The sequence below is a fragment of the Exiguobacterium sp. s142 genome, assembly GCF_018618455.1.
In the GTDB taxonomy this organism is placed as follows: domain Bacteria; phylum Bacillota; class Bacilli; order Exiguobacteriales; family Exiguobacteriaceae; genus Exiguobacterium; species Exiguobacterium aurantiacum_A.
Genome location: NZ_JACSMB010000004.1, coordinates 134,463 through 160,295, shown reverse-complemented (window position 1 = coordinate 160,295; position 25,833 = coordinate 134,463). Strand labels below are relative to the sequence as shown.

The window sequence follows — 25,833 nt, the reverse complement described above, 5'->3', positions numbered from 1 at the left end:
TAAGATAGGTAAAATACGTTGCAAAAGGAGACAGACAGATGGAAAAACAATATTTGATCGACATTGCCGCCAAGAAAAAGAAAGCGGCGGTCGTCTTTAAGGACGTAGCGGTCATCGACGTCTATAGCCGCGGGACGATTCGCACCGATGTCGCCATCGACTCGGGCTATATCGTCGCCATCGGGGAAGGTTACGAAGGGGAGACGGAATATCATGACCCGTCTTGGACGCTCGCTCCGTCATTCATCGACTCACACGTTCACATCGAGTCGTCGATGGTACCTCCGCATGAGTTTGCGAAAGCAGTCCTGCCGCTCGGTGTGACGACGGTCATCGCCGACCCACATGAGATCGCGAACGTCAACGGTGCGCTCGGGATCGAGTATATGCTTGCCGATGCGAACGGGTTGCCGCTCGACGTCCGGATGATGCTCCCGAGCTGCGTCCCGGCGACGCCGTTCGAACACGCGGGCGCCAAACTGTACGCCGAAGACCTTGCGCCATTTTTAGGAGACCCAGGGGTGCACGGTCTCGGGGAAGTGATGGATTATCCATCGGTCGAAGCCGGAAGCGAGGACATGCTCCAAAAAATCGCACAAACGGAACTCGCGGGAAAAGTCGTCGATGGTCACGCGTCAGGCCTCAATCCTGATCAGTTGAACGTGTACCGGACAGCCGGCATCATGACCGACCACGAATGTACGACGGCAGAAGAGGCGATCGAGCGGGTCCGTCGTGGCTTTTACGTCCAGATTCGCGAAGGTTCGGTCGCGCGAAACGTCGAAAAAGTGAGTCGGGCCATCACCGAAAGTAACGCCCACCGCTTCTTGTTCTGTACGGACGACAAGCACCTCGATGATCTCGTGGCAGAAGGTGGTATCGACTATAACATCCGCATGGCAATCCGTCAGGGCGTCAAGCCGGAGACAGCATACGCCATCGCCAGCCTTCATGCGGCCGAAGCATACGGCTTGAAAGACGTCGGTGCGATCGCGCCGGGCAAGAAAGCGAACTTTGTTATCTTGTCAGACGTCGAATCGGTTAACATCGAAACCGTCTACGTCGATGGTGAAGTAGTCGCTCGAGCGGGGAAAGCCACGTTCGAGGCCGAAGGGATTGAAGTGCCGAAGCCGATGAAAGGTGAGCTCAAACTCCCGGACCTGACAACTGACTCGTTCCGCTTGCCGATCAAGGAAGAAGCGGTCGACGTCATTCAAGTGTTGCCGAACAGCCTGTTGACGAAGCGGGTCCGCCACGTGTTCAATCCGGATGAATCGGGCGCTGATCTTAACGAGGACATCGTGACGCTCGCCGTCATCGAGCGGCATCACGGGACGGGCCATATGGCGCTCGCACCGGTGACGGGCTTTGGACTGAAACGTGGTGCGCTCGCAGCGACTGTCGCCCACGACAGCCATAACCTTGTCATCGCCGGTGTCAGCCCGGAAGACATGTTACTGGCTGCAGAGACGCTCGAGAAGGTCGGTGGCGGTGTCGTCGCCGTCTCGGAAGGGGAAGTGCTTGCCGTCTTGCCGCTCGAGATTGGGGGGCTCATGACGAGGCGTCCGTATCATGAAGTCGCAGACGTGCTCGAACAGCTGAACGACGCACTTGACGTCGTCGGGGCTCACCGTCACTTCAACCCGTATTTGACGATGTCGTTCCTGGCACTTCCCGTCATTCCCGACTTGAAGTTGACGGACATGGGACTGTTTGATGTGACGACGTTCTCATTTGTCGAAAATTGACTCGGTCTAACGTATGATTTTCGTAAAGATCAACCCGAAACGATTGAATGCGTGCGCTTAAGTTGATATAGTTACAACAAGTTTCATCGGTACAAATTGAAAGGGGGGATATAACAGATGGAACAAGTTGCTTACAACCGGTCGTATGATGAACATGAGGATTTGATCAATTCTGTGTATCGTGCCTTCAAGGACCGATGTGAAGAATTGCCTAGCGAGACGCAGACGAAGCGACGGTTGCGCCGTTTGATTTTATTGACGATCAAAGATCATACGTCATCGCATGCCGAACGGTTCGTGCTTTATCATTTCTTTAGTGATTTCTTTAAAGCCGTTGAGTCAAACGACCAAGCCGCGCTCGCTGTATTAAAACAAATCGTCCGTGACTAAAAAAACTATTGATATGTTACTGTAACCTATGATAATTTAGACGTAACTTTAAATGAATATTCGTGCTATCGATGAGGTAGAGGTGCGATGCTGATGAGTAAGTAGTCCGAGGATGACAACGGTGAAGACTACAGAAAGGCAGAATCGCCGAAGTGTAAAGTCATGTCTCTGACTTTATGCTGGGCTGACGGGAAACACCCGTCAGACTGCCATACATATATTACGTATGGAGCGCTCCAAGTCGGCTAAGAAAGACGGAACATCCAGCGAGGGTGTCGGCTTTGTTGCCGATGCCCTCGCTTTGCGTTTTTTTAAGCATTGGGGGGCCTCATCTCAAACAGAAGAGGAGGAAATCAGCATGGTAGATTATTCAACATCGGTACTTTCGTTAGTACCGGCACTACTCGCCATCATTATGGCGATCACAACTAGGAAAGTCATTCCGTCACTCGGTGTCGGGATCATCGCAGGGGTCTTGCTCCTTCATAGCTTCAACCCGCTTGAATCGATTCAGTACTTATGGTCGAACGTCATCGCCTTGTTCTGGGCAGATGGGGCCATAAACGAATGGAACGTGCTCTTGATCGCGTTCTTGCTCTTGCTTGGTATTTTATCGTCGATCATCCAAACATCGGGCGGCGCTCGCGCGTTCGGTGAATGGGCGGCTTCTAACGTTAAAACGGCGCGCGGCGCACGCCTTGTCTCGTTCGGTCTTGGAATCTTGATTTTCATCGACGACTATTTCAACAGTCTCGCTGTCGGGAACATTAGCCGGCCGCTGACGGACCGGAAGAAAGTATCGCGCGCTAAACTCGCGTATACGATTGACTCGACGGCGGCTCCAGTCTGTGTCATCAGCCCGCTTTCGAGCTGGGGTGCCTACATCATCGCCATCATTGCTGGTATTTTAACGAAGTACTCAATCGACAGCTACTCGTCGTTCTCGGCGTTCATTCAAATCATCCCGATGAACTTTTATGCCATCTTCGCACTCATGTTGACAGGGTACGTCGCTTTCACAGGGCTTGCCATCGGACCGATGCGGACGCACGAGCTACGTGCGCTTAAAGGCGAGCTCTACGACGTGTCGAAAGGTGCGCCGATGGGGATGAGTGAAGACATTAAAGAGCATGATGGTGGGAAAGTCCGCGACTTGATCGTCCCGATCATCGTCTTGATCATCGCGACCGTCTCGGCCATGCTTTACACGGGTGGTCAAGCACTCGCTGCCGACGGTCAAAGCTTCTCGCTGCTCGGAGCGTTCGAATCGACGGACGTGACGCGTTCACTCGTTGCCGGTGCGGTCATCAGTTTGATCGTGGCGTTCTTGCTCCTGATTGGTCGCAACATTCCAGCTGTGGACTACGGCCATGCAGCGTGGGCCGGTATCCGGGCCATGTGGCCAGCCGTGCTCATCTTGCTGTTCGCTTGGACGATCATTGCCGTCATCGGGGATATGAGAACTGGTGATTACTTGGCAAGCTTCGTCACAGATACGATCGCGGCGTCATACTTGCCGCTCATCTTGTTCGCGATTGCCGGTCTCATGGCGTTCTCAACAGGTACGAGCTGGGGGACGTTCGGTCTCATGCTACCAATTGGTGCTGATTTGATCATGGCGGTCGACCCAGAGCTGTTGCTCCCGACGCTTGCCGCTGTGCTCGCAGGTGCCGTGTTCGGTGACCACTGTTCACCGATCTCGGATACGACGATCCTCAGTTCGACGGGTGCCGGGTCGCACCACATCGACCACGTGTTGACACAACTCCCGTACGCGTTGATCGCGGCAGGAGTGTCGGCGGTCGGTTACTTGGTGCTCGGAATCACAAGCTCGATGTGGATTGGCTTCTTCGCGGCGTTCGCGACGTTCGTCGTCGCGCTGGTCGTCGCTCAAGTCATCTCGAAGCGCGGCCAAGTGCCGGCAGAGATGCGTGCTGAGCGTGAAGCGTAAACAGCTCGTCTAACAATCCGAAAAGATGTGTGTCACGCGATTCGTGACACACATCTTTTTTGTATGGAATGTAAAAACAAATCCTGCCGCTATGCGACAGGATTTGTTTTTTAGTTAACGTCCAACCACTTGAAGCTAGCGTCAGCTCCGAACGGATGGCGGTACATGTTTTGAATGTTTGAGCGCTCGAGGTAAGCTTCACCTTTTTGGTAGATCGGTGCGATCGCGAAGTCGTCTTCGAGCAAGATGCGTTCAGCTTCTTGCATCGTCTCCCAACGCTTCATTTGATCAGCTTCTTTCTTCGCGCTTTGGATCAACTGATCGTACTCATCGTTCGAGTACGCCATCCGGTTGAACGGACCGTCTGTGATCCACATGTCGAGGTACGTCATTGGATCCTGATAGTCAGGGCCCCAGCCGGCAGCAGAGATATCATAGTCGCCTGCACCTTCAAGCTCGAGGAAGTTTTTGAACGGCTGTTGTTTGATGTTAAGCGTGAGTCCAGGCAAGTTCTTCTCGAGTTCACCTTTGATGTACTCGTTGACTTTCTTGAACGCTTCTTCATCACGTGAGAGGAACTCGAGTTCGATCGTCTCGACGCCGAGCTCAGCAAGTCCTTTATCCCAGGCAGCTTTCGCTTCGTCGACGTTGTAGCTTTGAAGATCAGGATACTTCTCGCGGAAGTCAGCTCCGTCTTCCGTGAACGTGAAGTCCTTAGCGACGATGAAGTTGGCCGGCTGTGAACCGTCTGTCAAGATGACGTCAGTTACGCCTTGCTTGTCGAAACCTTTCGCCAACGCTTCACGAATATTCACGTTTTGGAGTGCTTCATTCTTTTGGTTGAAACGAAGGAAGTTGATCCGTGCGTCAGCACGTGTTTTAAACTCTTCTGCTTCTTGGAATTGTGGAACGAATTCAGAAGACAAGAGCGTATAGTCGACTTCACCTGACTCGAACAAGTTGACACCGGTCGCGACTTCTTTGACGACTTTGACGTTGATCGTGTCCATCTTGACGTTTTCAGCATCCCAGTAATCTGGATTCTTTTTATAAACCCAACCTTCGTTGTCTTGCCAGCTATCAAGTACGTAAGGGCCGTTGTAGAGCGTTTTATCGACGGCTGTCGCGAACGACTCGCCTTGTTCTTCGACGAACTCTTGTTTTTGCGGCATGTACGTCGGGAATCCTGTCAACCCGAGGAAGTATGGAGCCGGTGCTTCCAATTGAACTTCAAGCGTCTTCTCATCGACTGCTTTCGCACCGAGTGAATCGAGTTCAGCTTCGCCGCCGAGGATTTTGTTGGCATTCTTCAAGTCTTGAAGGATGTATGCGTACTCGGCACCCGTTTCAGGGTTGAGGGCACGTTTCCACGAGTAAACGAAGTCTTCAGCCGTTACTGGTGAGCCGTCTGACCAGTTGGCGTCACGTAATTTAAATGTGTATGTAAGACCGTCTTCCGAAATCTCGACGTCCTCAGCAATACCTGGTACTGGTTGGTTGTTTTCATCAAGACGATACAGTCCCTCGAAGACGTTGTTCGTCACGATGATCGATGTCGAGTCGGTCGTGAGTGTCGGGTCAAGCTGTGGCAAATCAGTTGCCGAAACGAGCGTGACTTCTTTTTTCGCGTCACTTGATGACGATCCGTCCGTCGAATCTGTTGCCTCTTCTCCACCGCCACACGCTGCTGTAGCAAGCAAAGCGACACCCGATAAAGCTAACCATTTTTTATTCCGCATTGTCTTACCTCCCGAAAATTCTGATTGTTTCGAATATATTGCAATTAAACTACAAACAGAATGAATGCGCAATAAAATTTTTTAAATTATTCGAAAATACAAACATTACTGAAATACCTATCTAAACGTTCCTTTATTCAGTAGAATGAGAAAATCGTCGAATGTTTATACATTATGTGTGTATAGTTATTCGATAAAAGTGAACTAATGTTGGAGGGTTTTGAATGAAGTCACAATCAGCCGGAATCGGCTTTTTCGGGCTTGCTGCCATGGTCGTCGGGACGATGATTGGCGGAGGAGCTTTTAATTTGCCAGGAGCGATGGCCCAAGGTGCCGGGGTCGGGTCAGTGATGATCGGTTGGACGATCACAGGGGTCGGTATGATTATGCTGGCGTTCGTATTCCAATTTTTGGCGGATTCACGTCCTGAACTTGAGGGTGGGATTTATGCCTACGCTAAAGAAGGGTTTGGGAAGTTCGTCGGCTTCAATAGCGGCTGGGGTTATTGGATGTCCGCTTGGATCGGGACGGTAGCGAACATCACGCTGATCTTTAGCACGCTCAGTTACTTTTTCCCGATTTTTTCAGCAGAGCATCGATCGTTCCGGTTAGTGATGAGCGCGTTCTTCATTTGGGGGCTGTTCTGGCTCATCTCCCGAGGGATGAAGGAGGCGGCGCTCTTGAACATCGTCACGACGATTGCGAAGCTCGTCCCGATCTTCTTGTTCATCGTGCTCATTTTGTTTGCGTTCCAGATTGAGACGTTCCAAATCGATGTTTGGGGCGAGTCTGGTTTCAGTTGGTCGCACGTGTTTCCCCAAGTGAAATCGACGATGCTCGTGACGCTTTGGGCGTTTGTCGGCATTGAAGGCGCGGTCGTCTTATCGTCGCGGGCGCGCAATAAGCGCGATGTCGGGCGGGCGACGGTGATCGGCCTCATCGGGACGCTGTTGATTTACATGATGATTTCAATCTTCTCCTTCGGCGTCATGACGCAAGAACAACTCACGGCGCTCCCGGAACCGTCGATGGCGTACGTGCTCGAAGCGGTCGTCGGTCCGGTCGGTGCGACGATCATCAATATCGGTCTGCTCGTGTCGCTCGCTGGGGCGTTGCTCGGGTGGACGATATTGGCGACGGAGATCTCCTACGTGGCGAGCCGAGACGGTGTGTTCCCGAAATTGTTCAATCGGCTCAATCGAAATGATACGCCGGTGAGCGCCTTGTTCATCACGCAAGCGTTCACGCAAGCAGTCACGGTCATCGCCTTGTTCTCGGAACAGACGTACTTGGTGCTCTCGAGCATCGCCGGTATCGCCGCGCTCGTGCCTTACTTATTCTCGGCCTTGTTCGGCTGGAAAGAGGCACGGCGGACTGGTGTTCGGAAAATGGTCCTCGTTTCGAGTGTCGCTTCGCTCTACGCGGCATGGTTACTCTACGCATCCGGGATTGAATACATGCTCATCGCAATGATTTTGTATGCGCCGGGAATCTTCGTTTTCATGCTCGCAGAACGGGAGCAAGGACGGAAGTTCCTAAGCGGGATTCAGTATGCGATTGCGACTGTCATCATCCTCGCGGCGACTTATGGTGTGTACGGACTATGGACGGCTGCGATTAGCCTCTAATCAAAAGAAGCACCGGTCGTCGAGATGACGACCGGTGCTTCTTTATGTCTCGTTATTCGTGAGCAACCGGACGACTTGGTCGGGTGGCATTGGTTTGGCATATAAAAATCCTTGGAACGAGTCGCAATCGGTCTCTTTTAAATGGTCGAGCATGATTTGGTCTTCGACGCCTTCGGCGACGACGTGAAGGTTCAAACTCTTGCCGAGGTGGACGATGACGTCGAGCAAGTGAGACTTCGACGTCAACCAGTCGTCGAGGAACACTTTGTCGATCTTCAGCTCGTCGACCGGGAACGATTTCAAGTATTGAAGCGACGAGAAGCCGGTTCCAAAGTCGTCGATCGACAGGCGGTAATCGAGCCGTTTGATTTGATTCATCCGAGCGATGGTTTCTTCCGTCTGTTGCATGACGAGACTTTCTGTGATCTCGAGAATGACGTCGGACGGGTTCAAATCGAGTTGTTGCTTGATGTTTCGGAGCGTGTTGATGAAACTCTCGCTGCGGAACTGGTTCGGCGAAATATTGACCGCCATCGATAGAGGATGATTGACGAGCGGTTGCCACGCCTTCAGTTGCTTGGTGGCCTCAAGAATGACCCAGTTGTTGATCGGGACGATCAGCGCCATCTCTTCAGCGAGCGGGATGAACTCCGAAGGCGGGATTTGCCCGAGTTGGTCGTGATGCCAGCGCAGTAACGCCTCAAATCCAATCAGCTTATCCGTTTTCAAGTCGAACTTCGGTTGGTATTCGAGATAAAAATGTTTTTCTTCGAGCGCTTGGTACAGCGCTTTTTCGATATGGACTTGTCTTGAGAACGCATCGTCCATGTCTTTCGTGACGAATTGGATCGTCCCGACACCGATGCGCTTGCCTTTGAACAAAGCGCTCTCGGCCCGGGTGTACAGCTCGTCCAACGAATTAGTGGCCGATGGGTAGAACACGCAACCGATCGAGATCGATAACATGATCGAATGGTGGTAAATCCGGAACGGTCGTTGCAGTTCGTGTTGCAGTTGACGAAGCAGCTGGAACACTTCTTCTTTTGATTGTTCAAAGAAAAGAATACCGTACAAGCCGCCCGAAGGATGGAACATGACACTCGACTGGGGCAGGAAGCGTTCAGCCCGGTCTTTAATTTGGAGCAACAGTTCATTGCCGACGCGTGAACCGAACGACTCGTTGATAATTTTGAACCGATCGATATCGAAGAGGGCGACGTGCAATAACCCGTTATGTTCTTTCACGTCAGTAAGTGAATGCGCATATTGGCGCAAGAGCCCTTTTTTATTTAACAGCCCGGTCAAATCGTTGTGATAGGCGAGGTAGTTCACTTCTTGTTCGAGACGTTTTTTATCAGACACGTCGAAACCAAACGCCGTGTACTGGGCGATTTCGCCGTCTTCACTTAAAATCGGTACAATCGTCAAGTTGAGCCAGCAGATGTTCGTCACATGTCGTTGCGATCGAACCGGCATCTCGCCGTTCCAAATTTGATCGGTCGTGAGCGCTTGACGTACCACGCCCGCAATCGGATCATCTTCAAAGGATGGGTGAATGAGCTCGAACCAGTTACGACCGATGAATTGTTGGTCAGGTGCCCCGATCAAGTCGCACAACAGCGGGTTGATCTCGGTGATCTCGCCACGAGCGTTGGCTGCCAAATAATAAGTCGAATGCTCGATCATCGCTTGGAAGTGGTGGAGCAGGTTGAACTGCTCGGTGCTGATGAGCGGACCGAAGCCTTTCGGTAGGAAGGCTAAAAAATAGCCGTTGACGTCGTTGATCGAAAAAGTTTGTAAGTAAGCGGTCGCATAGACGACCGAGCCGTTTTTATGTTTAAACGCCGTCAACGCCGTCGTCGAGAATGGATATTGAAGGAGCAATGGTGACCACGTTTCAAGCGCCTGCTCTAAATGTTGGACGACGGGTAATGCGTGGTGAAGTACCTCGTCACGCTCCCAACCGAACAGCGTCTCCGCTTGTTCGTTCCAAAGAAGGACGGTGCCGTCAAAATCGATGTAACAGCATGGGATCGATAGGGCATCGATGAACGTATCAATCGGCAAATCACGCAATGAAGTCACACAAATTCCTCCAATCTACATCAAATAAGTCATACTATACGTTCAGTGTACCTTATTTTCCCAACCCAAGGAACGGGCAAGTTCGTCGTTGTCAAAAGAAAGACGGTCATCATATACTGAAGGTGTAAGGTAGTTCTTTTCATAAGGGGGAAATCAAATGTCAAAAACACAAGAAGTGATTGAATTGACAGAGAAATTCGGGGCGCACAATTATCATCCGCTTCCAATCGTCATCTCGGAGGCGAAGGGGATTTGGGTGACGGACCCGGAAGGAAATCGTTACATGGATATGTTGAGTGCGTATTCGGCTGTCAACCAGGGGCATTGTCATCCGAAAATCATTCAAGCGTTAAAAGATCAGGCCGACAAGATCACGTTGACGTCACGTGCTTTCTACAACGATCAGCTCGGTCGCTTCTACAAAAAAGTGGCAGCGCTTACAAATAAAGAAATGGTGTTACCGATGAACACCGGTGCCGAAGCGGTCGAGACCGCGGTCAAGGCATCACGACGCTGGGCCTATGAGGTCAAACAAATTCCGGGGCAAGCCGAGATTATCGTCTGCACCGGCAACTTCCATGGACGGACGATGGCGGCTGTGTCGATGTCGACAGAAGCGGACTATCAGCGCGGTTTCGGACCGCTCCTCCCAGGCTTCAAAGTCGTGCCGTACGGAGACATCGACGCGTTCGAGGCGGCGATCACGGAGAACACGGCGGCGTTCATCGTTGAACCGATTCAAGGGGAAGCGGGTATCATCATCCCGCCGGCGGGTTACTTGAAGCGGGCGGCTGAATTGTGTAAGGCGAACAACGTGTTGTTCATCGCAGATGAGATTCAGTCAGGTCTTGGCCGCTCTGGAAAATGGTTCGCAATCGAATGGGAAGGCGTCGATCCCGATATGTATATCCTCGGAAAAGCACTCGGTGGCGGTGTCTTCCCGGTATCGTGCGTGGCTGCTAACGAAAGCGTCCTCCAAGTGTTCAATCCAGGATCGCACGGGTCGACGTTCGGGGGGAACCCGCTCGCGGCGGCGGTATCAATCGCTGCGCTCGAGGTGCTTGAAGAAGAACAGCTTCCGGAGCGTTCGCTCGAACTCGGGACGTACTTTATGGACCGTTTAAAGTCAATCGACAACCCACGCATTAAAGAAGTCCGGGGCCGCGGCCTATTCATCGGGATCGAGTTGACGGAAGCGGCTCGTCCTTATTGTGAGGCGCTTAAAGAGCGGGGCTTGCTCTGCAAGGAGACGCACGAGACGGTCATTCGACTCGCGCCACCGCTTGTCATTACGAAAGAAGAACTCGATGAGGCGTTCACGGCAATCGAGGCTGTATTCGCACCGACTCCTATTTCATAATGCGGGAGGGCTTGTTATAATTTGAGAAGAAATGCAGACACCTGCCGGGCGATGTTTTCGCGCAGGTGTCTTTTCGTAAGGAGGAACGGTCGTGCTCTACGTTTACGTTGGTTTAGCAGGAGCGCTTGGAGCGCTAGCAAGGTATGGGGTCGGTATAGGGATGCATACGTTGTGGACAGGTACATTTCCGCTAGGGACGCTCACCGTCAACTTGATCGGCAGTTTTCTACTCGGTTGGCTCACCCATTACTTGTTTCAGACCGGAAAGTTTTCACCGATGGTCATTACGGCGGTCGGTACAGGGTTTATCGGTTCGTTCACGACGTTCTCGACGTTCAGTGTCGAGACGATTGTGATGATCGAGTCAGGGAACCTGGTCGGAGCGCTCACCTATGTGACACTGAGCATCGTCCTCGGTCTGTTCAGCTCGTGGTTAGGCTATAAACTAGGAAGAAGACGATTCCGGCGTTTTGTGAAGCGAGAGGGGGAGGCGTGATGACTGTTTTGACAGTGATGATCGGTGCCTTTTTCGGGGCGATGGCCCGCTTCGGGATTGGTCAGCTCGTTAAAGTATGGACGACATCGGTCTTTCCTTGGGCGACTTTGTTCGTGAACGTGACCGGATCGTTTTGGCTCGGATATTTGTATGCGGCCCCTGTACCTTCGGTGGTGGGATTCGGAATCGGCGTCGGCTTCCTCGGTTCGTTCACGACGTTCTCGACGTTCAAACTTGAAGTGATGCGGTTCGTGACGAAAGATTGGGTTCGCTTTGGTTTATACTTACTGGCGACGTATGTCTTTGGTTTAATTGCCGCCTACCTCGGCTACCAATTTGGACAATAAACAATCCCTCGGAAATTCCGAGGGATTGTTTATTGTTCAGCGAGTTGAAGCTTTTCAGCACATGATGCGCATGTGTTTTCATAAGACTCACACTGCTCATCCATATGTTGTCCGCATTCTTGACACGTCTTATCTGGTAATTTCCGATAAAATTCCACTGACGATTCGAGTCGGCTTGCCCATTCATTCATATAAAGCGCCTCCTTTAAGTATGCGTGCGTTTGTTAAGTTGTATTCATTGTATTATAACAGTTGTGTTTAAGTCAATTATAATCTATAACAGATTTTTCTGTTTGGATTTGCTAAAATGAAATTATACGAAATGAGGTGACACGGATGAAGGCACCACAATGCGAAACAATCGCCATCCAAAGTGAAGACGTGGCTGTATTGCAACAGGCGCTTGTGCGATTGGATGCGAACCGAGTCAGTCGGTTGTTTAAGGCGTTCGCTGATCCGACGAGACTGAAAGTGCTGTACGTCCTGACGCTCGAGCAAGAATTATGTGTCTGTGACGTCGCCGCCGTGATCGGACACTCGAACGCGACCGCGTCTCATCATTTACGGACGCTCCTCGATCAAGGGCTCGTAAAATATCGTAAAGATGGGAAAGTTGTTTATTACTCATTAGATGACGAGCACGTTCGCCTTCTCGTCGAAATCGCGATGGCGCACAGTGCCGAACAGCAATCAGGTCTTTGAGAAGTGTCTACTGCGACAACACAGTAGACACTTTTTTATATTGTATTCTCTTCCGATCAGCGTTAAGATATATTCAAATAAGCGTTTGAATGAAGTGGGAGGGAAATCTATGGAATCACGTGACGTCTTACCAGTCGAAGGTATAACTTGTACAAATTGTGCGGCGAAGATCGAGAAAAGCGTCTCGGAGCAGACCGGTGTCGCATCCTGTCAAATCGACTTTGCGACGAGCCGGATGATCATCGAATGGATTGACCCGTCCGAGCGTGAAACAGCGCTCCGTTCAATTGAAGAGACGATGGGGCGGATTGAACCGGGCGCGCATTTCGTGAAAACTGATCAAATCGAGCAAGCATCGAACCACCTGTTGTGGCGCTTTGGTATCGCCCTCAGCCTGCTTGTGCTCGCTCTCTTGACTGAATCACTGCCGTTATACGTTGTTGCTTATGCAGTCGCCGGCTATGATGTCGTCTATGCGGCAGCACGAAACGTATGGCATCGCGAATGGTTCGATGAGAAGTTTTTAATGACGATTGCGACGATTGGGGCATTCGCAATTCGAGAATATCCGGAAGCGGTCGCCGTCATGCTATTTTATCAACTCGGCGAATACTTCCAAGGACGAGCCGTCCATGCGTCGCGTCGGTCGATCCAGTCATTATTGAATATGAAACCGACGATGGCACGTGTGCTCGGTCCGGACGGTGAGTTCGAACGGCGTCCTGAAGATGTGGCAATCGGCTCGGTCATCATCGTCCGTGCCGGCGAACAAGTTCCGATGGACGGGAGCGTCGTGATCGGCTCGAGTTCACTCGATACGGCATCATTGACGGGCGAATCGGTTCCCCGTCAAGTCGGACCGCACGATGAAGTGCTCGCCGGAATGGTCAATTTAGAAGGGCGGCTTGAAGTGCGCGTCATACGATCTGCGACGGAGTCGAGCTTGCAAAAGATGATTGCGCTTGTCGAACAGGCAAGCTCGAACAAAGCGAAGACAGAGCAGATGATCACACGCTTAGCCAGAGTGTATACGCCGATTGTCGTCGTTTTAGCAGCAATCGTTGCGTTCATCCCACCTCTTTTCGTTGGGAATTTAGAGGAGTGGGTGTATCGCGCCTTAATTTTCCTCGTCATCAGTTGCCCGTGCGCACTCGTCATTTCAATTCCGTTAGGTTATTTCGGCGGGATCGGGGCTGGTTCTAAACGAGGGATTTTGGTCAAAGGCGGCGAGTATTTAGACGTGCTCGCCGAAGTGAAGACGGTCATCTTTGACAAGACGGGAACGCTCACGACCGGTCGCTTTGAAGTGACGGACGTGACGACGAGCGGAGACGTGACGGAAGCGGAGTTGTTAACGCTCGCTGCCCGTGTTGAGATGGCATCGACGCATCCGCTGGCAAAAGCAATCGTCGCGAAGGCGAGCAAGACGACCGCGTTTGCGAATATTACCGAAGACCCGGGCTACGGTCTGACAGCGACAGATAGCACGGATACAATCTATGTCGGAAGTGCCCGTTTCATGAGGAAGTTAGGACATTCGATTCAAGATGAACAAATGGGCACAAGCGTCCACGTCATGAGAAATGACCGCTGGCTCGGGCGGATTGAACTGATGGATACGGTGAAAGAGGATGCCGCAGCAGCCATTGCCGCGCTAAAACGTCTCGGCTATCGGACGGTCATGTTGACAGGGGACCGGGATGAAGTTGCGACGTCGGTCGGTTTGAAAATCGGAATCGATGAAGTGAAAAGTGAGTTACTTCCCCATCAGAAAGTCGAGGAAGTGGAGAAGTTGGCCGCGCGAGGGAAAGTCGCGTTCGTAGGTGACGGTTTGAACGATGCGGCAGCGCTGGCCCGTGCGGACGTCGGACTCGTCATGGGTGGAATCGGGAGCGATGCCGCAGTGACGGCGGCAGACCTCGTGCTCATGAATGACGCACCGAGCGATGTCGTTGCGGCGATTGAGTTAAGTCAGCGGACGAAGCGGATCGTGTGGCAAAATATCGTCCTCGCATTCGGGATGAAGGCGCTGTTCCTCCTGCTCGGCGTGCTCGGACTCGCATCGATGTGGGAAGCGGTGTTCGCAGACGTCGGCGTCGCGTTGCTCGCGATCGGCAACGCGACTCGCTTGATCCGTTCCAACTAAAAAAACTTCAAGCGAGCTTGAAGTTTGGTGAATACTTGAGACCGATCAGTTGTGATCGGTCTTTTTTTGACGTGTTTTGAAAATCATGAACATGAGGATGATGAGGACCGCTACGAGTAAGAAAACGATTGAGTACAGTGCTTGAATGACGATATCGATTTGATTTTGAGTGGATACGAGCTCTTTCCGGATATCGTTGTATTGCATCTGTTTCAAAGCTCTTAAATCTTCTAGTATCGTCTGCCGTTGATCGGTCATCGACTTGGCCGTCACCGTCGCCTGTTCGATGTCACCGCTCTCGTACATGACGAGGACGCGGTCGGCTTCTTGTTCCCAAATGCCGTCCCGATGCAGTAAGTCGAGGAATGAACTTGGCGTTCTCGGATCATTCTTGATAGATTCCTTCAACTCTTTCGTACGTTGGGACATGCTGTAATAGGCTTCTAAAAAGCGGCGGTCTTCATAGGCGAGGAGACCGCGGATAGCGTTGGCGCGTTCGATATTGTAGTACATGATTTCTTCAATTGCTTCATATGAATCGAACCGTTGCTCGTGAATGGTATCGATCTGGTCAGTCGTATTTCGCAGTTGAACGATGAAACTGGCGATGACGAGGACGATTAATACGGACAATGAGGCGAGCAGCAGCAGCCACTTTCGTTGGGACATGTTCATCCCTCCTTTATGAAGACAATCGTACAATATTTTTCGGGTTTCAGCATAAAATATTTTTTTAGGAAAGGAAAAACCGGGTAAAGAGTTAAATATATAATATGACGTTTCTTGTTATCGCTTACAATAGACGATGGAATGATTTCATTCATAAGGAGAGTAAATATGCCAGAGAACTCGTCGTTAAAAAAGTTACATCAGGTCTTAAAAACAAAACGGACCAATCTTCAATATGAAATCCCGACCTTATGGAACCGGATGCGATTTCCGGCAGAACCCGTGCGCGACGGTGTCGAGCGGGTGAACCCGTACGACTTTTTAATCGATACGATTGAACGAGGCATTCTTCCGCACGCTGTCAACGGGCGTGATTATCGTCAGTCGATCGCACAAGCGGACGGGCACCTCGAGACAGGGGGAGACTGGATTAAGCGCTCCTCGGTCTACTCGATGCAAGTCCGGACCTCGACGTCGTGGGACCATGACGGGTCAGGCTACGTCGAGATGGACAACTCTCAAGGCATGAAAGATACCGGCACGTTCGTGAAAACGCTGGCTCTGTTGCCACACTTGTTATACATGGGGATCGACACGTTATTTTTATTGCCGATCTCGCAGCACAGTCATAAAAATAAGAAAGGTGAGTTCGGTTCCCCATACGCTGTCCAAGATTTCTTTGCCATCGACGAAGAACTAAAAGAGACATTGACAGGGGACGGGTTGACGGTCGAGGAAGAGTTCGCAGCTTTCGTCGAGGCGTGTCATATGGTGGGCATTCGTGTCGTCATCGATGTTATTCCTCGCACATGCGCCCGCGATAACCGTCTCATTTTAGAAAATCCGGAATGGTTCTACTGGATCCCGGTTGCGGAACTCGATTACTATCACCCGCCTCACGTCCCGGGAATCGGAGAAAACGTGAAGCCTGAGTATGCATTCCTGCCGATGATCTATGGATCTGAGGACGTTTGGCACCATCTCCGCCGCTTCTCGATGGCGCCTAATCTCGTCGATGCTGCCAAGTGGGAGACGGTGAAAGCCTACTTGGTCGAACATCCGGACGAAAACTTACTTGCCGTCATCGAGCGTGAGTTCGGTTTGACGACCGCTCCGGCGTTCTCGGACTGTATCAACGATCCGCAACCGCCGTGGTCGGACGTCACATACTTCCGCCTGTTCCTCGACCACCCGACAGCAGCTGCACCTTATGTCGGCGAGGCGAGTCTAGCACCGTATATTTTGTTCGACTCGATCAAGTCGAACCAGTTCCGGGGTGACGAGATCAACGAGCCGCTTTGGGCGATGTTAGCCGACATCATCCCGCATTATCAACGCGAATATGGGATTGACGGTGCTCGAATCGACATGGGACACGCTTTGCCAGTCGATCTCGCCCAGCGCATCTTGACAGAGCCGCGTCAACTCGATTCGAACTTCAGTTTCATCGCCGAAGAACTGATCGAAGTCGGGGCTTGGTCGGCGCGTGACGCCGGCTACAATATGATCATCGGATACGGATTCTATAAAGAGCCGCGTTTTGACACGCATGACACCCACCAATTCATCTACGACTCACGTTTCTTGCCGTTGCCGGTATTTGCGGCTGGTGAGACAGCCGATACACGCCGGATTGCGACACGAGACGGTGGACACCAGGCGAGTCGCTTGCTCACCGTACTGAACGGCTTCATGCCGAACGGGGTGCCATTGACGAACTCGGGGCTTGAACTGTATGAGACGCAGCCGATGAATACCGGTCTCGATTGCCGACCGGAAGAGGCGTATCAGTTGTTCCCGACCGATCCATATTTCGGGAAACTTGCTTTCTTCGACGCGTATCAGTTCCATTGGGATCATCCCGAGCGGACTGAAATGGTTGAACTCATGCATCAAGTGGCGGAAGTTCGCCGCCGTTGGCTCGATGTTCTCGTCGACCCGAGTCACTTTGAACCGCTCACGATGATGGATATGGGGGCGCCGTTCATCGGTCTAGCTTGGTTACGGGCAGATACGAACGAGACGTTGCTCATCATCGCCAACACGAATATGCAAGAGCACCTGCAAGGGAAGGTGCCGCTCGATGGGGTGCGTCGCCGGAACTGGAACGCGAGTCGTTTCGCCGAGATGGTGTACTCACCGAACTCATGGCCGTACGCCGAGCATTCGTTCGACGACAACTGGGACCTTTGGGTCGATTTGATGCCAGGCGAAGTCAAAATCTATGAAATGAAATAAGCAACGCCTCGGGTCCGTAAGTGGATCCGAGGCGTTTGTCTGTTCAAGCGTTTTGTTTCATGTAATAGATGACGAACTCGTCGAGCGGCATCGGTTTCGCGTAACGATACCCTTGCATCGAATTGCAACCGATCCGCCGAAGGAACGTCTCTTGGTATTCGGTCTCGACGCCTTCAGCGACGAGAGCCATCCCAAGTTGTCGTGCCATGGCGACGATGGTCGCGGTCACGGTTTGATACTCGCGATTTTCTTCTAGCTGCATCGTGAACTCCCGCGGGATCTTTAACTCGTCAATCGGATAGCGGACGAGATAGGCGAGTGAGCTGTAGCCGGTCCCGAAATCGTCGATCGATAGTTTGATGCCGAGTGCCTTCAACTCGAGAATTCGATTTAAGACGCGGTCCGACTGGTGCGCCGCGACCGTTTCGGTCAACTCGAAGTTCAAGCGGCTCGGTTCGATCGGGAAGCGTTCGAACAACGTCGTCAAATAATCGATCAAGTGTTCATCGAACAATTGCCGGACCGACAAGTTGACCGATAGTTTCGGCAAATCGATGTCGCCTTGTTCAAACGCGTACATCAGTTGGAACGTCTCATGAATCATCCAACGACCGAGGTCATGAATATGACCGGTCTCTTCGGCGATCGGAATGAATTCGCTCGGCGGGATGAACTTGCCGTCGCGTTGCCAACGCATGAGTGCCTCGGCGCCGATGATCGCCTTCGTCGAGGCATCGACCTGTGGCTGGAGATAAAGTGAGATTTCACCTTTCTCGAGTGCCATATCAAGTCCTTCCATCAACAATTTTCGTTCTTCCTTGTCGACGCGAAGCGCAGGAGCGAAGATGACGGTCTCATCGCGTCCTTTGTCTTTTGCCTTATACATGGCCAAATCAGCGTTCGATAAGAGGTGCTTAAGCGTCGTGCCGTGCTCCGGATAACGGACGATTCCGATTGAAGCATGAATTTCGACGAGGTTCCCGGCCATGAAATAAGGAGGACGATAAACGAGACGACGTAAACGTTCAACGAGAATTTCATCATCATTGTGTTCGGCGACGACGATGAATTCATCGCCTCCAAGTCGTCCGGCATATTCGTTTGGCAACAAGGCGCTGCGTAGACGTTTACCGATGTGCTGCAGCAACTGATCACCCATATGATGGCCGAACTGGTCATTGATTTCTTTGAACCCGTCGAGGTCGGAGAACATGAGTGTGAACGGTCGGCCGTCCGCAATCAGGCGCTCGATCTGTTCTTGCAGCGCGTAACGGTTATGCAGCCCGGTCAAGCTATCGTGGTTAGCCTGGTACAGGATCTGTTCTTGCTGGACGATCATTTGCGTGATGTCTTTGACGATGGCATAGATGCCTTCGACTTCCCCATCAATGATCATCGGGATGTTCATCAATTGCCAAACGCGTGCCGAACCATCTTCTGTCACGACATTGACGTCTAATGTTTGCGGCCGTCCGTTCGTAAGGTCACGTAACACGTTCGTATAGGCGGATCGATCCGTTTGTTCGATGATGTCTAAAATATTTGATCCGATGAGCGTCTCGGTGTCATGACCGAGGACAGAGCTCCCTGCTTCGTTGACGGACAACACTTCGCCGTCAAGGTCGAACAAAAAGATGGGCTCTGCGTGATACGCGAACAGCGAGCGGTACTGTTGTTCACGGAGTTCGAGCTCGTGGGCTTTCGTCGTGACCGCGACTTCGAGGTCTGTATTGACGGTATGTAAGCGATGGCTAATGAGTGCGTTCTGTTTGGCGACAACGAATTGACGGATGAGCAGTAGCAACACCGCGTTCGCAATCATCGAGTCGACGATCGAGGTGCCGAGCAGTCGATCCGAGGCGAGCATGTACAGCATGACAATCGTACTGTAGATGACGTAATCAAACACAGAATCATGGGCGAGGACGTCTTCTGTCGATTCATCGAACAAATAACTGATTGAAATGATGAGAATGCTGATGACTTGAAGCAAATGGAGAAGCTCATGGCCGATACCGGTTAACAACTGCAGCTCATTGATGATCGAGGCGGTTGTAAAACCGAGAATCCCGATGAGGAGCATCACGCGGAAGCCTTGCCCGGATGTCACGATGCGATTCAAATATAAGAAACCGAGCACCATGTAAAGGCTGATGAGCACCATCTGTTCTTCAAAGCCGTTCAAACTCGTGACATACTGGCCGCCGTTCTTTGTGTAAAAGAAGATATGCAACGCACCGACAATCAAAAAGCTGAGCAGTGCGAACACATCAAACATACGCAACTTCAACGTTCTAATTTCAATCGATTGGGTGATGACGATGAGGGCCATGATCAAATAAAAGAAGTTTTGAATGAACAGCATCATGTCAATTGGCATCGCCGTGGTAAAGCGGTGTCCCACCAAATAAGCGATGAAACAGACGTTGCCAGCGCTAATGAGAAGATAGATATAGCGGCGCATCCCGTGATGGCGCAATACGGCACTCCCGCTTACCACGGTGGCGACGAGTGCGATGATCATAAAGTAGACGAACAAGCTCGTCTCCCTTAACGCATAAGGGCTGAATAAGATAACGAATAGACCGATAAAAAACGTCCCGAGGAGAAGAGCGGGGACTGATTGGCGCAAAGTGTGGCTAGACAACTTATGCACCTCCTTCTGTATATGTCTCTGAGGCTCATCCTTATTATCGGACCGTTCGGGTATTTATTACACAAAAAAATCGACAGCACGATGCTGTCGATCAAAGTGTATACGAATGTTCTTTAAAGTTACCGACAATCGAGTCGATTTCTGAGACAGTGACGAACGCCTCGGAATCAATGTCTGAGACGATTTGACGCAACTTTGGAATCTCATTGTTTTGAACGACGACGTATAGCATTTTTTTCGCGTCGTTCGAATAGCCGCCGGTCGCGTCCATGATGGTGACCCCACGCTTCAAGTTTTGTTTGATGACCAAGTTGATCTCATCCGCTTTTTTACAGATGATGAAACACTGTTTTTGGGCGGAGAAGAAGCGATGGATCGTCAACAGCGTCCGCGACCGGACAAAACTGAGAACGAGTGCGTACATGACCGCTTTAATATCGAACGTGATGAACACGAGAATGTAGACGATGATATCTTGGGTCAAAAAGATTTTCGGGAGCGATAAGTTGCGGTTGTTCATGAAGATGACTTTCCCCAAAATATCGAGCCCGCCTGTCGATGCCCCGGCAAATAACAAAAGTGCCAAACCGAGTCCTGAGACGATACCGCTGAAGACGGACGCGACGAGCGGATCGTCGAGTGGCGTCGGTGGAATGAGGACAGGCAGCGCATCGATTAAAATCGATGATAATATGACGACGAGTCCTGTCATGAGAATAAATCGTCTCCCGAGATATTTGATCCCGATGATGAAGAGCGGGATGTTTAGTACCAACTGGGTGAGTCCGATCGGTGTGCCGAACAGCTCGTTGACGATGAGCGTGATTCCGACAATCCCGCCGGATCCGATTTCATTCGGTTTGAGTAACAGACCGACAAAGATAGATTGTAGGATTGTTCCGGCGATGATAAAAAGGATAGTCTCGACAGCGATCCGTTTACGTGATTTTGCGTACATATGAGTGGCTAAGGCGCCATACGCCTCCTTTGAATGAACTCATGCAAGCGTACTCCGATGACGCCGGAATTTCAAGTCTTGAAAGATTATAACTCGTTATGGAAGCGGTCGATATCACTCGCTAGCTGTTCGTGGACGTAGTCGATGACTTGAGCGTCGTCAAAAAGTCCGAGCGGGGCGTCGTCCGGAATCGCGTCGAACGGTGAGACGAAATAGAGCACGGCCGCGACGAGAGCGTGTTGCTTGTCGGGCTGCATCTCGAACTGGGCGTTGTAGACGGCACGTAGCATGTTGAGCAGTTGTTTCATTTGGAAGTATAGTGTGAGCTCCTCTTCCCGTTCGATGTCGCTGATTTCGTTTGAGGCGACGTCGACCGTGACTTTTGCTAGGGCGAGTTCTCCTTGGACTAATAAGTCACCTAGCTTTTCGTTCTCGGTGAATTCGGTTTGGGCGTTGTTTAAAAAGTGTGAATAAGTCGTTTTCCAATCTGACATGTTTTTCTCCTCCTTCTCTCTACAACTACTAATATGCCCGTTTTTGCGATTTGGTTGCAACTTTTCCGAAAATTTAAGAAAATAGAAGTAAGTGAAAAAGGAGGAACTGTACATATGTCTACTGTAACTTTACCGACCGAGGCAGAATTTGCCCGCTATGCCGAGCTTGCTGTCAAAAAAGGTGTCAACATTCAACCGGGTCAACAGCTCGAAGTCCGAGCCGATATTAGCCAAGCACCGCTCGTCCGCCAAATCGTGAAAGCGGCCTACGCGGCCGGGGCGAAACAAGTGTACGTCAACTGGAGTGATGAAGAGACGACGAAAGTGCGTTACTTCAACGCACCGACTGAAGCGTTCAAGGAGTTCCCGGAGTGGCTCAAAGCACGATTCGAGCAACTCGCGGAAGAGAAGACGGCGTTCTTGTCGATCGTCAGCGACGATCCCGACGCGCTGAACGGTGTCGAATCATCACGCATCGCCGACTCGAACCGGGCGTCTGGTGTCGCGCTCGCGAAATGGCGTAAGTATGTCATGAGTGATAATGTCAGCTGGTCAATCGTGGCCGGTGCATCTGAAGCATGGGCGAAAAAAGTATTCCCAGACCGTGAAGATGCGGTTCCAGCCCTGTGGAGAGCGATTTTCGCAGCGACACGAATGGACCAAGACGATGTCGTTGCCGCCTGGGACGAGCACGATCAAGCGTTGCGCTCACGGGCGCAGCTGTTGACGGACAAGAAATACGCGAAACTTCACTACAAAGCACCAGGCACGGAATTGACGATCGGTCTTCCGAAGAAGCACGTCTTCCTCGGTGGTGGCGGTCCGAACATGGACGGCGTCGACTTCATCGCCAACATGCCGACGGAGGAAGTGTTCACGCTCGCCGATAAAGATGCTGTCGAAGGACACGTGTCGAGCACGAAGCCGCTCAGCTACAGCGGGAACTTGATCGACGGGTTCACGCTTTGGTTCGAAGGCGGAAGAGTCGTAAAAGCGGAAGCGAAGCAGGGGCAGGCAGCACTCGATGAACTGTTGAACCTTGATGAAGGGGCACGCCGCATCGGAGAAGTCGCGCTCGTGCCGGACGATTCGCCGATCTCGAACTCGGGACTCCTCTTCTACAACACGTTGTTCGATGAGAACGCATCGTGCCACTTGGCGCTCGGTCGTGCCTACTCGACATGCCTTGAAGGCGGACCGACGATGTCGCCCGAAGAACTCGCTGAGAATGGCGCGAACGATTCGATGACACACGTCGACTTCATGATCGGTTCGGCCGAAATGAATATCGACGGTGAGCTCGAGGACGGAACACGCGAAGCGATCATGCGTGATGGGAACTGGGTCATCTAATAGAAAAAGATAGTTGAAAAGACGCAAAGGCGACCGCCTTTGCGTCTTTTCATGTCATGAGAGTTCATACAGAAATGCGAGCGCGTTCGGCAACCGACGCCGCCATGCAATCTCGTTGTGGACCGCTCCGGGCTCGACTTCGTAGCGGAAGGCGACGCCGGTCCGAGCGATCGTCTCGACGAGTCTCGCATTCGTGTATAAGTAGTCCTCGGGCGTGATCGGTCCGCTCGTCTCGTTCGTGCCGATATCCATGTAGAGTCGGGCAGACAGGTCAGTTTGTTTCAGTTCGCGAATGAGCGAGTCGAGGTTGGACCAGGCGGCCGTCGACAGCGAACCGACACGACGGATTGCCGGATACGTCGCCATCATGTAGAGCGAGATGACGCCGCCCATCGAGCTGCCCATCACGCCGACGTCATCCGGGTCGGTCGCGTATCGTGCGTCAATCCACGGCTTCAGCTCCTGCATGAGCCAGTCGGCATAGAGGCGCCCCTTGCCGCCGAGTGTCGGCCGGGTCTTAGCGAGCTCTGGCCCGATGCGTTTATAAAGCATCTCGTCTTCATAAAACGAATACTCGTCATAGCGGTCAAGCCAATCGGGGGCGCTCGCGATGGCGACAACCATGAGCGGCAGTTGCAAATCGTCGAGATGGCGGTCAATCGCCCAACCTTCCCCGATTGTCGCGGTCTTGCCATCGAAGACGTTTTGGCCGTCATGCATATAGAGCACGGGCAACGCCTCGTCGGTACGAGCGAAGTCGGGACGGTAGACGCGGACGATTCGTTTTCGGCCGCGCATCGTCTCGGTCGGCAAGGTGAAACTAAACTGTTCGATCATACAATCATTCCTTCCTCTGACAATCTCTTCTCATTTTGGCGTTGTCCGTACAAAAACTCAATCCGGAAATTTGACTACCTACCGTTCGTTAGGTAAAGTAAGAGGAGATGAAGGGGGTAGATCGCACATGACCACGAAACAGCGCATTGAACAAGCTGCCAGACGCCGGTTCGCGCTCGAAGGATATGAAGGATTATCTTTGGCGGCGCTCGCCGAAGATGTCGGGATTAAGAAGGCGTCTTTATATGCGCACATCGAAGGAAAAGAACAGCTGTTCAAACAAGTCGTCGAACAGATGGCCGAGCGTTACCAGGGAGCTTGGTCACAAGCACGGGACGAGTCAAATGAGGCGGCACCGCTCGAACGGATCGAGGCAATCGTTGAAGCGCTGATTCATTTCTTCGAAGAAGAAGAGACTTGGATGCTGACGAAACGAATGCTGCTCGTACCGCCTCCTGAGCTGCGCGCGTTCATCGAGACGACGATCGGGTCGGTCGAGACCGAGCTCCAGGCGTTTGAGAAAGAGCAGTTCCGTTTGGCGATGGAGCGTGGCGATTTACCGGAACAATCGCTCGACGACGTATATGACGCGTACTATTGCTTTTTGGACGGGGCGTTGCTTTCACTCTTTTCGTTTGCAACGAATCGAGCGCAACGACAGCATGCAGCATTTAAAATTTTCAAGAGAGGAGTCGGGTGGACATGAAAAAGGAACAAATGGCTTGGTTGTGGCTCGTGTTCGCCGGACTTCTTGAAATTGTTTGGGCGACGACGATGAAATTGTCGAACGGGTTTACCGTGTTAGGACCGACCGTCGTGACCATCGTGTTATTGATTGTCAGTTTTGGCTTGTTGGCGATGTCGTTCCGTGTGTTGCCAGCTGGCACCGGGTACGCCGTTTTTACGGGTATCGGTGCTGTCGGGACGGTCATCGTTGGAAATATTTTGTTTGATGAGACGATGACGGGAATGAAGCTGTTGTTTATCGCGACGCTCCTCATCGGGGTGGTCGGTTTGAAGCAAGTGACAGGAGGTGAGTCGGCATGAGTTGGACATTTTTAATCGGGGCTGGGCTCGCTGAGATGCTTGCTGTTTTCTTCATGGGAAAATCAAAAGGCTATCAGATTTTAAAATGGTCGCTTCTTTCGATCACGACGTTCGCACTAAGTTTTTATTTGTTGTCACGTTCGCTCGAGACGCTGCCGCTCGGACTCGCTTACTCGATTTGGGTCGGAATCGGCGCGGCGGGCGGAGTGATTCTCGGTATGCTGTACTTGAACGAGTCGAGGGATCGCTGGCGTATCTTCTTTTTAATTCTCATTATCGGGAGTGTCGTCGGATTGAAAGTCGTGGCGTGAATAGGATTGAAACGAGATGAAAACGGGAATCGAATAGTTCAGACTGTGAACGAAAGGGGAGGGAAAGATGAATCTTGTCGAGTTGCAATCAGAACGTCTACGGCTTGAACATTACACGATCTCCGATTTCTATTTCGTAAAATCGCTACTCCAAGATCCGCGAGTGATGCGTTTCATCAGTCCGGACGGCAAGCCATATACGGATGAACAGACAATCGAATGGTTCGAGAGACAATTGGTCCGCTATACAACGGGCCGACAGACCGGACTCCTCAAACTGATGACACATCACAGCGATGAGCCGATCGGCCATGCCGGGACGCTCTTGCATGAACTTGATGGCAACATCGAGCTCGAGGTCGGTTATTGGCTGGCACCAAAGCACTGGCACATGGGCTACGGCCGGGAAGCGGCCGCGCGTCTCATGCGGCATGCGTTCGAGGAAGGCGAGAAAGACATCATCTCGCTCATTCACCCGGACAACGTGCCGTCACAACGAGTCGCGAAAGCGAACGGATTGCATTGGGACCGTGACACCGAACACGGAGGCATGATTGTGTCCGTGTATGCCGGCGATTTGGAACGTCTATGCCGTCACATGAAGCGGGAAGAAATGACGCGGTGAAAAAAATAAAAAAAGTTTTAAAAAACAGTTGCCAAGGCATTAGTTTCTTGATA

At 51.7% G+C, this 25,833-nt stretch carries 23 protein-coding genes and 1 riboswitch; of the genes, 15 read left to right on the top strand and 8 right to left on the bottom strand.

What is annotated here, in order from left to right; all coding sequences use genetic code 11:
* Positions 1 to 38: 38 nt before the first annotated feature.
* From ade to KNP77_RS05845, 3 genes are all read left to right on the top strand, one after another.
* Positions 39 to 1,748, top strand: coding sequence for an adenine deaminase (gene ade / locus KNP77_RS05855; protein ID WP_214889179.1), 1,710 nt, complete (start codon positions 39 to 41; stop codon positions 1,746 to 1,748).
* 117 nt (positions 1,749 to 1,865) lie between these two features.
* Positions 1,866 to 2,138, top strand: a complete 273-nt coding sequence (locus tag KNP77_RS05850; protein WP_070328841.1) for a hypothetical protein — start codon at positions 1,866 to 1,868, stop codon at positions 2,136 to 2,138.
* A 69-nt stretch (positions 2,139 to 2,207) separates the two neighbouring features.
* Positions 2,208 to 2,383: riboswitch (Lysine riboswitch) on the top strand.
* A 113-nt stretch (positions 2,384 to 2,496) separates the two neighbouring features.
* A complete protein-coding gene (locus KNP77_RS05845) occupies positions 2,497 to 4,089 on the top strand; it encodes a Na+/H+ antiporter NhaC family protein (RefSeq protein WP_214889176.1) in 1,593 nt (530 codons plus the stop codon).
* Between the two features lie 110 nt (positions 4,090 to 4,199).
* Here KNP77_RS05845 and KNP77_RS05840 read toward each other — a convergent pair whose 3' ends face one another.
* Positions 4,200 to 5,828 carry a peptide ABC transporter substrate-binding protein gene (locus KNP77_RS05840; protein ID WP_131465746.1) on the bottom strand — a complete coding sequence of 543 codons (1,629 nt, stop codon included), beginning with the start codon at positions 5,826 to 5,828 and terminating at the stop codon, positions 4,200 to 4,202.
* A 224-nt stretch (positions 5,829 to 6,052) separates the two neighbouring features.
* Here KNP77_RS05840 and KNP77_RS05835 point away from each other — a divergent pair, with 224 nt between their 5' ends.
* Complete coding sequence (locus KNP77_RS05835; RefSeq protein WP_070328844.1) at positions 6,053 to 7,456, top strand: basic amino acid/polyamine antiporter; 1,404 nt, start codon at positions 6,053 to 6,055, stop codon at positions 7,454 to 7,456.
* A 42-nt stretch (positions 7,457 to 7,498) separates the two neighbouring features.
* Here the strand turns inward: KNP77_RS05835 and KNP77_RS05830 are convergent, their stop codons facing one another.
* Positions 7,499 to 9,541, bottom strand: a complete 2,043-nt coding sequence (locus KNP77_RS05830) for an EAL domain-containing protein (protein ID WP_131465744.1) — start codon at positions 9,539 to 9,541, stop codon at positions 7,499 to 7,501.
* A 157-nt stretch (positions 9,542 to 9,698) separates the two neighbouring features.
* On the opposite strand from KNP77_RS05830, the gene KNP77_RS05825 reads away from it, so the two are divergent.
* The 3 genes from KNP77_RS05825 (at position 9,699) to KNP77_RS05815 (ending at position 11,744) form a co-directional block, all read left to right on the top strand.
* Entirely contained in the window at positions 9,699 to 10,901 is a 1,203-nt protein-coding gene (locus KNP77_RS05825; protein ID WP_131441167.1) for an ornithine--oxo-acid transaminase, read from the top strand.
* A 91-nt stretch (positions 10,902 to 10,992) separates the two neighbouring features.
* Positions 10,993 to 11,397 (top strand): fluoride efflux transporter CrcB, encoded by a 405-nt coding sequence (crcB, locus tag KNP77_RS05820; RefSeq protein ID WP_131441166.1) that lies wholly within the window; start codon positions 10,993 to 10,995, stop codon positions 11,395 to 11,397.
* Positions 11,397 to 11,744, top strand: a complete 348-nt coding sequence (locus KNP77_RS05815; RefSeq protein ID WP_236633519.1) for a fluoride efflux transporter FluC — start codon at positions 11,397 to 11,399, stop codon at positions 11,742 to 11,744. The genes crcB and KNP77_RS05815 overlap by 1 nt, the downstream gene beginning before the upstream one ends.
* A 29-nt stretch (positions 11,745 to 11,773) precedes the next feature.
* On the opposite strand, the gene yhfH is transcribed toward KNP77_RS05815, so the two are convergent.
* Complete coding sequence (gene yhfH, locus KNP77_RS05810; protein ID WP_016509445.1) at positions 11,774 to 11,935, bottom strand: protein YhfH; 162 nt, start codon at positions 11,933 to 11,935, stop codon at positions 11,774 to 11,776.
* Positions 11,936 to 12,080: 145 nt separating this feature from the next.
* Between yhfH and KNP77_RS05805 the strand changes: the two genes are divergently transcribed.
* Positions 12,081 to 12,446 (top strand): ArsR/SmtB family transcription factor, encoded by a 366-nt coding sequence (locus KNP77_RS05805; RefSeq protein WP_070328849.1) that lies wholly within the window; start codon positions 12,081 to 12,083, stop codon positions 12,444 to 12,446.
* A gap of 109 nt (positions 12,447 to 12,555) precedes the next feature.
* Entirely contained in the window at positions 12,556 to 14,592 is a 2,037-nt protein-coding gene (locus KNP77_RS05800) for a heavy metal translocating P-type ATPase (protein ID WP_214889173.1), read from the top strand.
* 45 nt (positions 14,593 to 14,637) lie between these two features.
* On the opposite strand, the gene KNP77_RS05795 is transcribed toward KNP77_RS05800, so the two are convergent.
* Complete coding sequence (locus KNP77_RS05795; RefSeq protein ID WP_236633751.1) at positions 14,638 to 15,261, bottom strand: hypothetical protein; 624 nt, start codon at positions 15,259 to 15,261, stop codon at positions 14,638 to 14,640.
* Positions 15,262 to 15,429: 168 nt separating this feature from the next.
* Between KNP77_RS05795 and KNP77_RS05790 the strand changes: the two genes are divergently transcribed.
* Entirely contained in the window at positions 15,430 to 17,499 is a 2,070-nt protein-coding gene (locus KNP77_RS05790; protein WP_251138945.1) for an alpha-amylase family protein, read from the top strand.
* 43 nt (positions 17,500 to 17,542) lie between these two features.
* Here the strand turns inward: KNP77_RS05790 and KNP77_RS05785 are convergent, their stop codons facing one another.
* The 3 genes from KNP77_RS05785 to KNP77_RS05775 form a co-directional block, all read right to left on the bottom strand.
* The gene (locus KNP77_RS05785; protein ID WP_251138944.1) at positions 17,543 to 20,131 is read right to left on the bottom strand and encodes a putative bifunctional diguanylate cyclase/phosphodiesterase; all 2,589 of its coding nucleotides are present in this window, start codon (positions 20,129 to 20,131) and stop codon (positions 17,543 to 17,545) included.
* A gap of 115 nt (positions 20,132 to 20,246) precedes the next feature.
* Positions 20,247 to 21,113 (bottom strand): YitT family protein, encoded by an 867-nt coding sequence (locus KNP77_RS05780; protein WP_070328853.1) that lies wholly within the window; start codon positions 21,111 to 21,113, stop codon positions 20,247 to 20,249.
* A gap of 86 nt (positions 21,114 to 21,199) precedes the next feature.
* Positions 21,200 to 21,607, bottom strand: a complete 408-nt coding sequence (locus KNP77_RS05775; RefSeq protein WP_070328854.1) for a YkvA family protein — start codon at positions 21,605 to 21,607, stop codon at positions 21,200 to 21,202.
* Positions 21,608 to 21,721: 114 nt separating this feature from the next.
* Here KNP77_RS05775 and KNP77_RS05770 point away from each other — a divergent pair, with 114 nt between their 5' ends.
* Positions 21,722 to 22,960, top strand: a complete 1,239-nt coding sequence (locus KNP77_RS05770; protein WP_214889170.1) for an aminopeptidase — start codon at positions 21,722 to 21,724, stop codon at positions 22,958 to 22,960.
* Positions 22,961 to 23,014: 54 nt separating this feature from the next.
* Here the strand turns inward: KNP77_RS05770 and KNP77_RS05765 are convergent, their stop codons facing one another.
* Positions 23,015 to 23,797: an alpha/beta hydrolase gene (locus KNP77_RS05765; protein WP_070328856.1), complete on the bottom strand. Its 783-nt coding sequence runs from the start codon at positions 23,795 to 23,797 to the stop codon at positions 23,015 to 23,017.
* A 127-nt stretch (positions 23,798 to 23,924) separates the two neighbouring features.
* On the opposite strand from KNP77_RS05765, the gene KNP77_RS05760 reads away from it, so the two are divergent.
* The 4 genes from KNP77_RS05760 to KNP77_RS05745 all read left to right on the top strand — a co-directional run bounded on the left by KNP77_RS05760 (position 23,925) and on the right by KNP77_RS05745 (position 25,780).
* Complete coding sequence (locus KNP77_RS05760; RefSeq protein ID WP_214889167.1) at positions 23,925 to 24,503, top strand: TetR/AcrR family transcriptional regulator; 579 nt, start codon at positions 23,925 to 23,927, stop codon at positions 24,501 to 24,503.
* An 11-nt stretch (positions 24,504 to 24,514) separates the two neighbouring features.
* Complete coding sequence (locus tag KNP77_RS05755; protein ID WP_251138957.1) at positions 24,515 to 24,844, top strand: DMT family transporter; 330 nt, start codon at positions 24,515 to 24,517, stop codon at positions 24,842 to 24,844.
* Positions 24,841 to 25,155, top strand: coding sequence for a DMT family transporter (locus KNP77_RS05750; RefSeq protein WP_214889160.1), 315 nt, complete (start codon positions 24,841 to 24,843; stop codon positions 25,153 to 25,155). The genes KNP77_RS05755 and KNP77_RS05750 overlap by 4 nt, the downstream gene beginning before the upstream one ends.
* Positions 25,156 to 25,222: 67 nt before the next feature.
* Positions 25,223 to 25,780 (top strand): GNAT family N-acetyltransferase, encoded by a 558-nt coding sequence (locus KNP77_RS05745; RefSeq protein ID WP_131465726.1) that lies wholly within the window; start codon positions 25,223 to 25,225, stop codon positions 25,778 to 25,780.
* The last annotated feature ends 53 nt before the right edge of the window (positions 25,781 to 25,833 follow it).